Source organism: Streptomyces sp. NBC_00878 (assembly GCF_026341515.1).
Classification (GTDB): Bacteria; Actinomycetota; Actinomycetes; order Streptomycetales; family Streptomycetaceae; genus Streptomyces.
Window position 1 is genome coordinate 9,959,948 of sequence record NZ_JAPEOK010000001.1, and the last position, 13,379, is coordinate 9,973,326.

Here is a 13,379-nt window from a genome sequence, read left to right on the forward strand (position 1 = left end):
GGACGGATCACCCGCCGAGGGTGACCCGGTGGCCGACGGCGGGCGGGACGCTGGCCGTGCGATCCCCGTACACCGCCGCTCCGTCGGCGGTCCGGGAGCGACCCGCTCGATCGCGCGAGGAGGAGCCATGACCGTGTCGCGTGATCCCGCATCTCCTGCCGGACCTGCGCACATGCCCGACGGGGCGGCCCCCGGGCCCGCCGACCCCGCAGAGGTGCTGGCGAAACTCGGCCGCTCCTGGACGTGGGTCCTGGGCTCCGCGGTCGCCACGCTCGTACCGGGCATTCTGATCCTGGTCTGGCCGGAGGAGACCCTGCACGTCGTGGCGGTCCTCCTCGGTCTGTATCTGCTCGTGACCGGGGCGTTCCGGTTCGTCGAGGCCTTCGCCCGCGACGACCACGGCGAACGGCTGCCCGGGCTGCTCCTCGCCGTGCTGTACGTCCTGGGCGGGGTGCTGTGCCTGCGGAACCCGTTGCAGACCATCGCCGCGCTCTCACTGATCGTCGGGATCGTCTGGGTGGTCTCCGGCATCCTCACCCTCTACACGGCCCTCGCCGCCAGGGACCTGCCCCACCGGGGCTTCGTCCTCGGCATCGCGGTGATCGGCATCGTCGCGGGGATCGTGGTGCTGGCCCTGCCCTCCGAGTCGGCCCGGGCACTGACCCGGCTGCTCGGACTCTGGCTGGTCCTGCTCGGCCTGGCCGAGGTGGCCCTCGCCCTCGCCTGGCGGGCCGCACTCCGCAGGGCCGGTATCGCGGGATCGCACGACCCCGCCCGGACCGGCTGAGTCTGCCGTTCGCGTACACCCCGGCGGGCGCCGTGCCCCGACGGCACGACGCAGCTCGCCGCCGAGAGCGGCCCGCCCGACCGAGGAGGAGCCATGACCTCGGACCAGACCCCCGGACCGTCCCCGTCCGGCGAACCGTCCCCCTCCGGCGCGCACACGGCATCCGGTCACGCCCGACCAGCGACGAGCGCGCGGAGTACCAGCGACTGCGCCGGGCGACAGGCATACGCACCTGCGCCTGCGCCGTGTCGTCGCCTCGGCCCTGCTGATGCTCACCCTCCTGCCGTCGTGGGGCGGGTCGCCCGAGGTGTCCGGGCCGTGGCCCGGCGGGGTGCCGGGGCCGCCGGGCAGGCGCTGGTCGTGGCAGCGCTCGCCGCAGTCGCGGGCCCAGCGGACCTCTCTCTCACCCGCCCTGGGTGAGGACGTCCGGCCATGTCATGGGCAGGCTGGAGGCGACAGACAACGGCTGCCGGGCGAATGTCCGGGACGGAGCGGAGGAGAGACATGAGTGGGCCGACGTACCTCGCGTACGACTATCCGCTGCTGAGCGTCTTCTGGTCCATGCTGGTGTTCTTCCTGTGGATCATGTGGTTCGTCCTGCTCTTCCGGATCGTCGTCGACATCTTCCGTGACGACGCGATGAGCGGCTGGGCCAAGGCCGGCTGGCTGGTGTTCGTCATCCTCCTGCCCTTCGTGGGCGTCTTCGTCTACGTGATCGCCCGCGGCAAGAACATGGGCCGCCGGGAGGCCGCGCAGGCACGCGCACAACAGGACGCATTCGCCAGTTATGTCCGGGAGACCGCCAAGAGCGGCGACGGCGACGGCAGGCCGAGCAGCGCCGACGAACTCGCCAAGCTGTCCGAGATCCGCGGTCGTGGCGACATCACGGACGACGAGTTCCGCAGGGCGAAGGAACTGGTCCTGAGCGGCCACGGCCCGTCGGAACGCACGGGCAGCACCGCCACCTCCGCTTCCGGTAGCTGAGGGCACACGTCGAAGGCACGAGTCGAAGGCACCGTACGAGACTGAAACGAGGTAGCACGATGACCGCCACACACACCGCGCACACGCACACGACCAAGCGGCCGTGGGCCGAAGGACTGACGGCATTCGCAGCGGTCATGCTGATGATCGCGGGCGTACTCGACATCTGCCGGGGCATCGCGGGGATCGCCGAGGACGACGTCTTCGTCACGACAAGCAACTACAGCTTCGAGTACGACCTCACCGGCTGGGGCTGGATCCATCTCATCCTGGGCGCCGTCGCCGTGCTCGTCAGTATCGGACTCTTCCAGACGGCACTGTGGGCGCGCGTCGCCGGAGTGGCCGTCGCCGGACTCATCATCATCGCCAACTTCCTCTCCCTGCCGTACTACCCGGTCTGGTCGATCGTGATGATCGCCGTCTCGGGGTTCATCATCTGGGCCCTGTGCGTGGTCCGGCGGGACGACTCCGACCAGATGGAACGCTCCTGAGGGTTCAAAGCGTCGTGAGCGGGCTCATATAGGCTGCACGCTCTGTCCGTTGCAGCCCGTACCACCTCCCAGGAGAGTCTCTCAGTGACCGTGGAGATCGCTCAGCCCGCACCGACCGTCCCGCCCGCCGCCGAGACACCCGGGGAAGGAAACTCCGCGGACGAGGGCTTCTGGGAGGAGCCCGGGGCGTCCGACGACGGGGATCCGGCGGTCGTCGCGCACGACGCGGTGGCACAGGGCGTCGCGCACGACGTGGTGGCGCAGGATGTCCCGCACCAGATGGTGGCGCAGGAAGTCCCGCACGAGATGGTGGCGGTGGACGCCCGGGAGTTCGGGGCGTATGTCCGGGCCGGCGGTTGGGCGTTCGCGCTGAAGGTCGCGCGCAGCGTGCGGCCCGGCGGGGAGATCGCGGGGGAGACGCCGAAGGTCTCCGCGAAGGAGTTCGCCGAGCTGGCCGGGTGCTCGCCGGAGCGGGTCATGCGCTACTACAAGGCGTGGGACAAGGCTGCCGACGACGGTCTCGTCCCGTACTTCGAAGCGCTGGCCCCGGGCCAGGACGTGGAGCTGCCGGACTCCGACGTGTGGCACTCGTACTACACCTCCCGCTCCAGCGCCTCCTCCGACCGTGGCACCGCGATCGCCGCGGCGGCCGAGGCCGAGGGCATCCGGCCGACCAAGGCCCTGGAGGTCGCCGAGAACCCCACCGCGCTGCGGGCCGCGATCCTCGCCGACCCTTCCACCGCCCAGGCGGCGCGGGCCGCGCTCCTGGACCGGCTGAAGGAGGACCCGGCCCTGCAGACGGAGCTGGCGCGGGACATCGCCCGTACCGACGACCTGAAGAAGGCGGTCGCCACCGAGACCCAGGCGGCCAGCCGTATCGGCTACGTCCGCCAGATCGTCGAGAACGGCCAGGTCAAGACCCCTGCCGGGCAGACGATCGAGGCAACCTCGGAACTGCGCGCCGAGGCCGAGCGCCACCTGTCCCTCATCGACGAGCTGGACGAGGGCGAGGACACCGGCGAGTGGGCCTCCGACGCCTACGACACGGTGAAGGACCTGGTCGCCCAGACGGTCCAGGCCAACCCCGAACTCCGCCTCCAGGAGCGCCGCACGAAGTTCTACAGCAGCCTGCAGAAGGCGACGAAGGTCTTCGAGGAGCTGACCTTCGACGACGTGGACGACCTCGACACCATCTACGAGGACGACATGCTCCAGCGCCTGGAGGAGCTCCAGCAGGCCGTCAGCATGTGCATCACGGCCCTGCGGAAGGCGGCTCCCGGGAACTGAGTGAGTGTTCCACCATGACGATGCCGCCCCGGCGCTCACTTCGGTGATCGCCGGGGCGGACGCATGACGGCCGAGTCGGCCCCCGCGCAGTCACCGCCGCCGAGCGGCGGTACCGAGCGCCGGTCCAGCGCCGCTCAGCCGCCCGGACGGACGAGCCGCTCCTCCGGGATCACGGCCACGCCGAGGATCTCGATCATTGCCTCGGGCTGCCAGAGACCGGTGCAGCCGATCCCCGCCATCGCCGGGTACACGGGTCCGGCGAGTTCGCGCCAGACCCTGCCGATCTCCTTGCCGTGCGCCTGGTAGTCGGGGATGTCCGTGAGGTAGATCGTCACGCTGACCAGGTCATCCGGCTTGCCGCCCACCTCCCGGAGCGTCGTCAGAATGTTGCCGAACGCCTGGCGGAACTGTTCGACGATGCCCCCAGGAACGATCTTCATGTCGGCGTCGAGGGCTGTCTGCCCGCCGAGATGCAGGGTGTTCCCCGCCAGTGTTCCGTGTGAGTAGCCACGGGGCGTCGGCAGGGCAGCCGGGTTCACGGCGATGTGGGTCATACGGCCTCCGGTTCGAGGTCGGTCGCGGTCCGATCCGACGATCCGTACAGTGGCATGTATTGACAGTAAATGACGGTCGTGAAAAAAACGAGATAGCGCGAACGGGACTGAAGTCGTCTGAACCGAAGTCGTCTGAGCCGTCACGACTGGAACGGAGCCCCCTCCATGGAGCCCGACCTCAGCAAATACCGCCTTGAGGGCGACAACTCGATGTACCGGCTGCCCAGCGGGCTCGTCGCACCCGTGGTGACCCGGGCCGGCTCCGAGAGCGCGAACACCGCCGACTCGGGCGGGGCCGTCCGGGTCTCGGGCGTCAGCGCCCAGCACACCCCGGCCCGGCGGCTCTGGTTCGGCAAGGTCAGCAACGAACCCGGCTACCGCTCGGTGACCCACCACCACGGCGAGGCCGAGACGGGCGGCTATGTCCTGTCGGGGCGGGCCCGCATCTACTTCGGCGAGAAGTTCGCGGACTACGTCGACATGCAGGAGGGCGACTGGGTCTTCGTGCCGCCGTTCATGCCGCACATCGAGTGCAACCTCTCCCGGAGCAGGCCGCTGACGTGGATGACCACCCGTACGCCGGAGAATATCGTCGTCAACCTGCCCGACATCGCGGACGCCGACCTGCTGGATTGGCTGGACCGATGACGACCGGAACCCCGCCCACCTCGGAGATCTTCACCGCGGCCGTCGCGCTGACACCGGCCGAGCCCGAGCACTTCGACCTCGCCTTCACCGCTGTCACCCAGCCCTGCCCGTGGCCCAAGGCGTACGGTGGAGACCTGGTCGCCCAGGCCGCCGCCGCGGCCATGCGGTCGGTGACCGACGGCAAGACGCTGCACTCCATGCACAGTTACTTCCTGCGCCCGGCCGACATCGGGGCGAGCGTGCGCTACGAGGTGGAGGTACTGCGCGACGGCCGCGGCTACAGCACCCGTCAGGTACGCGGCTACCAGAACGGCAAGACCCTCTACGTCTGCCTTGCCAACTTCGCCGCGGGGGAGCCCGGCCAGACCTTCGAGGCCGAACTCCCGGAGCTCGCCGAGGACTTGCCCGCCCCCGAGGAGCTGCCCAGCTCGGCGGCGTATCTCGCCGGGCTCAGCGGCGGTTCCATGACCGAGGAGTCGAAGGCCTACTGGTCCGGTGGCCGCGGTTTCGACATGCGGCACGTGCCCGGTCCGGTCTACCTCACCGTCGAGGGCAAGCGGGTCCCGCAACAGGCTGTCTGGCTCAAGCCGTTCGACCCGCTCCGGCCCGTCGAGGGACTTACCGACGCCCAACGCGACCTGGCCGCGCTGGCCTACGTCTGCGACTACACGATTCTCGAACCCGTCCTGCGCGTCCTCGACCTGCCCTGGGCCAAACCCGGGCTCGTCACCGCCAGCCTCGACCACGCCATGTGGTTCCACCGCCCCGAACCCGTCGGCGACTGGCTCCTCTACGTCCAGGAGGCCGGCGCCGCCGAGGCGGGCCGCGGCCTCGGCTCGGGCCGCTTCTTCACCCGCGACCACCGTCACCTGGCCACCGTCGTCCAGGAGGGCATGATCCGCCCCACCTGACCCGCCGCCTCCACCGGTGGGCTCCCGGAAGGACTCCCGCGATGACTCCTCCGTCATCTCCCCCGATATTCGCGATATCCGCGCACCTGGACACCTTCACACGCGACCACCTTCCTCCCGCGCACCTGTGGCCGACCATCGAGTTCAGCACGCCCGAACTGCGGTACCCGGACCGGCTCAACGCCGCCACCGAGCTCATCGACATCCCCGTAACGACGTTCGGAGCCGACCGTCCGGCGCTGCGTACACCGACCGGGGAGACCTGGTCCTACGGCGAGTTGCGGACCCGGGCCAACCAGGTCGCCCAGGTGCTGACCGAGGACCTCGGGCTGGTCCCGGGACAGCGGGTCCTGCTGCGGTCTCCCAACAACCCCTGGGCGGTGGCGAGTTGGCTCGGCGTGCTCAAGGCCGGGGGAGTGGTCGTGACCGTCATGGCCGCGCTGCGCGCCCGCGAGATCGCCCCGATCGTCGAGCGCACGCGCCCCTCAGTCGCGCTGGTGGACGAGCGGTTCGCCGGGGACGTGCACGCCGTCCGGGAGGCGCAGGACGCGCAAGACGCCCACGCCGGCCGGGACACCGCGTCACCGACGTTGACGGTCGTGGAGTTCGGCGGCACCGGCCCGGACGACCTCGTGGTGCGGGCCGGTACCAAGTCCGGCGAGTTCACCGCCGTGGACACCGCCGCCGACGACGTGGCGCTCCTCGCGCCGACATCCGGCAGCACCGGCGTCCCGAAGATCACGATGCACTTCCACCGGGACATCCTGTCCATCGACAACACCTTCGGCCGCCATGTGCTGCGCCTGCTCCCCGGCGACCTGGTCGCCTGCAGTGCCCCCTTCGCCTTCACCTTCGGCCTCGGCATGCTCGTCGTCTTCCCGCTGCGGGCGGGCGCCTGCGCCCTGCTGACCGAGGCCGCAACGCCGCTCCAACTCGCCGAGTACGTCGATGAGTTGGGCGTCACCGTCCTCGCGACAGCCCCCACGGCGTACCAGGCGATCCTGCGGGAGGGGCAGGAACAGCGGTTCGCCGGGCTGCGCGTCGCGGTGTCGGCCGGCGAGCACATACCCCGGGCCGTCTGGGAGCGGCTGAGGGATCGGCTCGGACTGCGGGTCATCGACGGGATCGGTGCCACGGAGCTGCTGCACATCTTCCTCTCGGCCGCCGGTGACGACATCCGGCCCGGCGCCACCGGGAAACCGGTGCCGGGCTATCGCGCCACCATCCTCGGCTCCGACGGATCGGAACTCGGACCCGGCGAGCCCGGGCGGCTCGGCGTCATCGGCCCGGTCGGCTGCCGCTACCTCGACGACGAACGCCAGCAGGACTACGTCGTGGACGGCTGGAACGTCACCGGCGACGTCTTCCACCGGGACGAGGACGGCTACTTCCACTACCACGCCCGCGGCGACAACATGATCGTCTCCTCGGGCTACAACATCGGCGGGCCCGAGGTCGAGGCAGCCGTGGACACCCACCCCGACGTCCTGGAGTCCGCGGTCGTCGGCAAGCCCGACGCCCAACGCGGCTTCGTCGTCTGCGCGTTCGTCGTGCTCCGTGAGGGCGTGGCGGGCGATGGTGCCAAGGCCAAGGAGATCCAGAACCACGTCAAGCAGGTCATCGCTCCCTACAAGTACCCGCGTGACGTGCGGTTCTGCGACGCGCTGCCCCGCAACGCCAGCGGCAAGCTCCAGCGTTTCGCACTCCGCAGGATCGTCGAGGACGAGCAGGCCGCCACGGCCGCCGTCGAGCAGTGAGAGGAACCCCCGTGAAGATCGCGATCGTTGGCGGTGGCCCCGGTGGCCTCTACTTCGCCGCTCTCATGAAACAGCTCGACCCCTCACACGACATCACCGTCTGGGAACGCAACGCCCCGGACGACACGTTCGGCTTCGGCGTGGTCTTCTCCGACGAGACGCTCGGCGGCATCGAGAACGCCGACCCGGAGTTCGCCGACGCCATGGCACGGCGGTTCGCCCGCTGGACCGACATCGACATCCACTACCGCGGCCGGAGTCACACCATCGGCGGCCAGGGCTTCGCCGCGATGAGCCGCAAGGACCTGCTCCGCCTGCTGCAGGAACGCTGCCGCGAACTCGGTGTCTCCGTGCGCTACTCGACGCTCGCGCCCGCGGTGGACGACCTGCGTGCCTCGTACGACCTGGTGGTGGGGGCCGACGGTCTCAACTCCCAGGTCCGGGCGGCCCGTGGGGACGTCTTCCGCCCCTCGCTGGACCGGCGGCACAACAGATACATGTGGCTGGGCACGGACCGGGTCTTCGAGGCCTTCCAGTTCTTCATCAGGCAGACCGAGTGGGGGACCATGCAGGTCCACGGCTACCCCTACTCCGAGAGCGGCTCCACCTTCATCGTCGAGATGCACGAGGACGTCTGGCGTCGGGCCGGTTTCGACGACACCGAGGAGACCGAGTTCCCGCCGGGCGCCTCCGACGAGCGGGCCGTGGAACGCCTCCGCCACCTCTTCGCCGAGGAACTCGCGGGCCACCAGGTGTTCGCCAACAACTCGAAGTGGCTGGGCTTCACCACCGTACGCAACGAGCGGTGGCATCACGACAACCTCGTCCTCGTCGGCGACGCCGCGCACACGGCGCACTTCTCGATCGGATCGGGCACGAAACTGGCGATGGAGGACTCGCTCGCCCTCGCCGCCTGTCTGCACGAACACCCCGACATCGAGGGCGCGTTGACGGCCTACGAGGAGGAGCGGCGACCGGTGGTCGAGTCCACGCAGCGGGCCGCGCAGGCCTCGCTGGAGTGGTTCGAGAACATCGGCATGTACGTCCACCAGGAGCCGACCCAGTTCTGCTTCAACCTGCTGACCCGCTCGCGCCGCATCACCTACGACAACCTCCGCACCCGCGACCGGGAGTTCGCCGACCGCGTCGACGCCGGCTTCGCCGCGTCCCAGGGGATCGACGAGGTCGCGCCGGCGATGTTCCAGCCGTTCCGGCTGGGGGAGCTGGAGCTGAAGAACCGGGTGATCGTCTCCCCGATGGACATGTACTCCGCCGTCGACGGCGTGCCCGGCGACTTCCATCTCGTCCACCTCGGCTCCAAGGCCATGGGCGGGGCCGGACTGGTGATGACGGAGATGGTGTGCGTCTCGCCCGACGCCCGCATCACCCCCGGCTGTACGGGGCTGTGGACCGAGAAACAGCGTGACTCCTGGGCGCGGGTCGTGTCCTTCGTCCACGACCGCAGCACCGCCCGCATCGGCCTCCAGCTCGGCCACTCCGGCCGCAAGGGTTCCACGCGGCTGATGTGGGAGGGCATGGACGATCCGCTGCCGGACGGCAACTGGGAGACCGTAGGCCCGTCGCCGCTGCCGTACGGCCCCGAGTCGGCCGTCCCGCGCGAGGTCACGCGTGCCGACATGGACCGGATCACCGCCGACTTCGTCGCGGCTGCCCGACGCGGCGCCGAGGCGGGCTTCGACCTGCTCGAACTGCACTGCGCGCACGGCTACTTGCTGTCCTCCTTCCTGTCACCGGTCGCGAACCACCGCACCGACGAGTACGGCGGTTCGCTGCACAACCGGCTCCGGTTCCCCCTGGAGGTGTTCGACGCGGTCCGGGCCGCCTGGCCCGCCGAGCGGCCGATGATCGTGCGCATCTCCGCGACCGACTGGGTGCCGGACGGCAACACCGAGCACGACGCCGTCGGCATCGCCCGCGCCTTCGTCGCCCACGGCGCGAACGCCATCGACGTCTCCTCGGGACAGGTCACCAAGGACGAGAACCCGGCGTACGGCCGCTCGTACCAGACCCCGTTCGCGGACCGGATCCGCCACGAGGTCACCGCCGCGACCGGCACCGCGGTCATCGCGGTCGGCGCGATCGCCTCCTACGACGACGTCAACTCGATCCTCCTGGCGGGCCGCGCCGACCTGTGCGCCCTCGCCCGCACCCACCTCTACGACCCGCACTGGACCCTGCACGCGGCGGCCGAGCAGGAGTACCGGGGCGCCGCGAGCGAATGGCCGGTCCAGTACCGGGCAGGCAGCCGCAAGCCGCCCACCTCACGCACCGACGCCGTACGCCCCCGCCTCTCGCTGCTGCGGTCCGACGACTCCGACCCCCAGAATGTCCACCTGCGCTGGACCCCGCCCCGCGAGCCGGTGACGGTCACCTGAGCCGAGCAGGTGGCGGGCCCCGGTCCGAAACCCGATGCTGTTGGCGAATCCCGTCAGACCTCCAGCAAGTGGGCCCTGAGTCCCAGCGACACGCCGTAAACCCGGCGTGTCGCTGGGACTCACGCGACAATTGCTTCGCCCCGCGGATTCGCCAACAGCATCCGAAACCCCTGCGGGGACCGTGCGGCGCACGCAACCTATGCGTGCGCCGCACGGTCCTCGTCGACCCTCGTCAGCGTGAGAACGGCTCTGTTAGCTTCGCCGCTGGATCGATTTGGTAGCCGCGCGCGGACTTTAGCGATGACGATGACGACAAGGAGCCGTATGGCAACCCCCAGTCTTCAGGACGGCATCGACAACGCGGGGTCGCCCATCGCGCTCCTGTGGAAGCCGGGTGCCGCACCGTGGACCCCCGAGGTCGTCGAGCGCGAGTACGCCGGCTGGCGCCGGGAGCAGGCCGCGTGGCACGAGGGCGTGGCTCTCCTCAACCTCTCGCACCACATGTACGACTTATGGATCGAGGGTCCGGACGCCACGCGCCTGCTCGCGGACCACGGTGCCAACAACTTCGAGAAGTTCGCCGTCGGTCAGGCCAAGCAGTACGTCCCGGTGACGAAGGACGGCAACATCGTCACGGATGGCATCCTCGCCCGCGAGGCCGAGAACAGGTATCTGCTCAGCGGTATCCCCGCCGCGCAGCACTGGGTCCAGTACCACGCGGAGAAGGGCGGCTACGACGTCTCCTTCGTCACCGACCCGTCCTCGGCCTACCGCCGGGGCGGCGGCGACCCCGTCCTGTTCCGCTACCAGGTCCAGGGTCCGTTCGCCCAGGACCTGGTGGAGCGGGCCTTCGGCGGGCCGCTGCCGGAGACGAAGTTCTTCCACTCCACCCCGGTCGCCCTGGACGGCCGGCGCTTCCGCGCCCTGCGGCACGGCATGGCGGGTCAGGCCGGCTTCGAGTTCATCGGCCCCTGGGAGCACGCCGCCCCCGTACACGAGGCGTTCATCGAGGCGGGCGAACCGCTCGGCCTGGTCCAGGTCGGCGCCCTGGCCTACACGACGCCGAACGTGGAGAGCGGCTGGATCCCCTCACCGGTACCCGCCATCTACTCCGACCCCGACCTGCTGGAGTACCGCAAGCACCTTCCCCTGTACGGCATCGAGGGCCAACGCCCGTTGAACGGCAGCTACTTCTCGACGGACATCGAGGACTACTACTGCTCCCCGTACGAGCTCGGCTACGGCAGGATGATCTCCTTCAACCACGACTTCCTGGGCCGGGACGCTCTCGCGAAGGCGAAGGACGCCGTCCGGCGCACGAAGGTCACGCTGCTCTTCGACGCCGGTGACGTGCTCGACGTGATCGGCCGGGGCCGGGATCCGGGCTTCCGGCTGACCTACGCCCGCCACCGAGTGGAGAGCGCGACCGGCCTGGTCGGCGTGACCATGCAGACCGCGAGCATCGACCCGGTCGGCACCCTGCTGTCGCTGGCCCTGGTCGACAAGGAGTACGCGGAGCCCGGCACCCAGGTCCGGGTGGTGTGGGGCGAGCACCCCGGCTCCGGTACCGACCCCGAGGCGGACCTCGGATTCCCGCGCGTCCGCGCCACCGTCCACCCCGTGCCGTTCAACCTGCACGCGCGCACCCTGTATCGCCGCAACGCCTGACACGTCCGAGTAACGCCTCATGCGTCTGAGCGACGTCTGACACATCTGACGCGCCCGCGCTGTTGCTCCGGACGGCGGAACGTCTCCTTCGCTCCTCCCTGCGTTCTCGAAGAACGCGCGTTAATTTGGCCATGTTTTCACCGGAAAATACCTTTCGTCCTGCCCTCCTCGGCGGAGACGGAGGAGGCCCTGCGCACGCGCGGGGACGAAGGGTGGACGATGGCCAAGACCTTGAACGTCACGCTCGTACCCGCCGAGCGCCACGGACCGACGCGTACCGCCCGCATCGGTCCACGCACCGCGGGCCACGCCTGGCCGGCCGCGGTGGCGGTCGGCTTCACACTGGCCCAACTGGCGTTCGTACGCCCCGGGATGGGCCTCGGCTGGGACGAGACGGTGTACGTCAGTCAGGTCAGCGGTCACACCCCGGCGGCGTTCTTCAGCGCCCCGCGCGCCCGCGGCGTCTCCTTGCTGGTCGCGCCGATCACCTCGTGGTCGTCGTCCACGGAGCTGCTGCGGGTCTATCTGGCCCTGCTGTCCGGGCTCGGCCTCTTCCTGGCGCTGCGTGCCTGGCGCGGGCTCTTCCCCGCGCGGGTGCTGGGCGCCGCGGGTGCCCTGTTCGCGACGCTGTGGGTGACCGTGTTCTACGGCCCGCAGGCCATGCCCAACTACTGGGTCGCGATCGGCGCCCTGGCGGCCGTCGGCTACTTCCTGCGCGCGCAGGCCGACCCGCACGACCGGGCGGCCCTGTGGGGCGTGGGTGCGAGTGCGGCACTGATGGCGTGGATGCGGCCCACCGACACCTTCTGGGCCGCGCTGCCCCTGCTCGCCGTGCTGGTGTGCGTCCATCGGTGGCGCCGACCGGGCCTGTTGGCGGCGCTCGTCGTGGGGTCGGCGACCGGGACGGCGCAATGGATCGTCGAGGCGTACGTCGGTTTCGGCGGCCTGAGCGAGCGGCTCGCCGCCGCATCCGGGATCCAGGGCGGCCTCGGCTGGAACATCGCCGTCCTGGACCAGCTGCGCACCCTGGGCGGACGCAGCCTGTGCCGCCCGTGCGCCGGATCGATTCCGGCCACACCGATCATCGTGTGGTGGTTCGTCCTGCCGCTGCTCGCCGCCCTCGGGCTGGCGGTCGCGGTCCGGGCCCGGCGTACCGCGGGCACCCTCCTGCCCCTGGCCTGCGCCACGACCGTGGCCGTCCCGTATCTGTTCATGATCGGATACGCGGCGCCGCGCTTCCTGCTCCCCTGCTACGCGCTGCTGGCCATTCCGGTCGCCGATGCGCTCATCCACGTCGTCACCGTGTCGATGCGGAAGCGGCGGCCGGTGGCCGCGGCCCTGGTGACACTCGGCCTCGCCGGGCATCTGGCGGTCCAGTACGCCGTGCTGGACCGCGCCGTGGACCGCACCACCGCCTCGCACCGCGACTGGGCCCGCACGGCGGCCGAGCTGCGTCGTCTCGGCGTACGGCCGCCCTGTCTGCTGACCGGGCACCTGGCCATCCCGATCGCCTTCTACGCGGGCTGCCGCTCCGTCCAGACCGACGGACACAACGCGAACACCACCCCGGCGGACATCCTCGGGGCCGCCCAGCGGCTACCGGTCGCCGCCCTCACGACGCCGAAGGGGCAACCGCCCGCGTTCGCCCGGACCTGGGAACAGCACCAGGTCGGCGGCCTGCGCCTCCACGTCGCGCCCTCCGCGGGCTGAGTCCCGACTCCGAGCACCGAAGCCCGACCCCCACGCACCGAGCCCGGAACCCCGAGCCCTGCACCCCGCACGCCGAGCCCGTCGCGCACGGCCTTCGGCCGGACTGTGGCGTACTTGTGCGGCCTCCTGTCCGGTCAGGTCCGATCAGGAGATATCTTGATGTCGAGCAATGTTGCAGACGTGGAG

General features: G+C 70.3%; 11 protein-coding genes. 10 read left to right on the forward strand and 1 reads right to left on the reverse strand.

Features of this window, described 5'->3' with window-relative positions:
* The first annotated feature begins 127 nt into the window (after nt 1–127).
* The 4 genes from OHA11_RS43430 to OHA11_RS43445 all read left to right on the forward strand — a co-directional run bounded on the left by OHA11_RS43430 (nt 128) and on the right by OHA11_RS43445 (nt 3,549).
* A complete protein-coding gene (locus OHA11_RS43430) occupies nt 128–787 on the forward strand; it encodes an HdeD family acid-resistance protein (RefSeq protein ID WP_266506438.1) in 660 nt (219 codons plus the stop codon).
* A gap of 504 nt (nt 788–1,291) precedes the next feature.
* Nucleotides 1,292–1,771 (forward strand): SHOCT domain-containing protein, encoded by a 480-nt coding sequence (locus tag OHA11_RS43435; protein ID WP_266506440.1) that lies wholly within the window; start codon nt 1,292–1,294, stop codon nt 1,769–1,771.
* Nucleotides 1,772–1,830: 59 nt separating this feature from the next.
* Nucleotides 1,831–2,262 (forward strand): hypothetical protein, encoded by a 432-nt coding sequence (locus OHA11_RS43440; protein WP_266506442.1) that lies wholly within the window; start codon nt 1,831–1,833, stop codon nt 2,260–2,262.
* A gap of 279 nt (nt 2,263–2,541) precedes the next feature.
* A complete protein-coding gene (locus OHA11_RS43445; RefSeq protein WP_266507846.1) occupies nt 2,542–3,549 on the forward strand; it encodes a hypothetical protein in 1,008 nt (335 codons plus the stop codon).
* A gap of 134 nt (nt 3,550–3,683) precedes the next feature.
* Here OHA11_RS43445 and OHA11_RS43450 read toward each other — a convergent pair whose 3' ends face one another.
* Nucleotides 3,684–4,103, reverse strand: coding sequence for a RidA family protein (locus OHA11_RS43450; protein WP_266506444.1), 420 nt, complete (start codon nt 4,101–4,103; stop codon nt 3,684–3,686).
* A gap of 165 nt (nt 4,104–4,268) precedes the next feature.
* Between OHA11_RS43450 and OHA11_RS43455 the strand changes: the two genes are divergently transcribed.
* The 6 genes from OHA11_RS43455 to OHA11_RS43480 all read left to right on the forward strand — a co-directional run bounded on the left by OHA11_RS43455 (nt 4,269) and on the right by OHA11_RS43480 (nt 13,193).
* Nucleotides 4,269–4,751 carry a cupin domain-containing protein gene (locus OHA11_RS43455; RefSeq protein ID WP_266506446.1) on the forward strand — a complete coding sequence of 161 codons (483 nt, stop codon included), beginning with the start codon at nt 4,269–4,271 and terminating at the stop codon, nt 4,749–4,751.
* Nucleotides 4,748–5,662 carry an acyl-CoA thioesterase II gene (locus OHA11_RS43460; RefSeq protein WP_266506448.1) on the forward strand — a complete coding sequence of 305 codons (915 nt, stop codon included), beginning with the start codon at nt 4,748–4,750 and terminating at the stop codon, nt 5,660–5,662. The genes OHA11_RS43455 and OHA11_RS43460 overlap by 4 nt, the downstream gene beginning before the upstream one ends.
* Nucleotides 5,663–5,703: 41 nt before the next feature.
* Nucleotides 5,704–7,419, forward strand: a complete 1,716-nt coding sequence (locus OHA11_RS43465; protein WP_266506450.1) for an AMP-binding protein — start codon at nt 5,704–5,706, stop codon at nt 7,417–7,419.
* A gap of 11 nt (nt 7,420–7,430) precedes the next feature.
* Nucleotides 7,431–9,815 carry a bifunctional salicylyl-CoA 5-hydroxylase/oxidoreductase gene (locus tag OHA11_RS43470; protein ID WP_266506452.1) on the forward strand — a complete coding sequence of 795 codons (2,385 nt, stop codon included), beginning with the start codon at nt 7,431–7,433 and terminating at the stop codon, nt 9,813–9,815.
* 324 nt (nt 9,816–10,139) lie between these two features.
* On the forward strand, nt 10,140–11,483 hold the full coding sequence (locus OHA11_RS43475; protein WP_266506454.1) for an aminomethyl transferase family protein: 1,344 nt from the start codon (nt 10,140–10,142) through the stop codon (nt 11,481–11,483).
* 372 nt (nt 11,484–11,855) lie between these two features.
* Nucleotides 11,856–13,193: a hypothetical protein gene (locus OHA11_RS43480; RefSeq protein ID WP_266507848.1), complete on the forward strand. Its 1,338-nt coding sequence runs from the start codon at nt 11,856–11,858 to the stop codon at nt 13,191–13,193.
* Nucleotides 13,194–13,379: the final 186 nt, after the last annotated feature.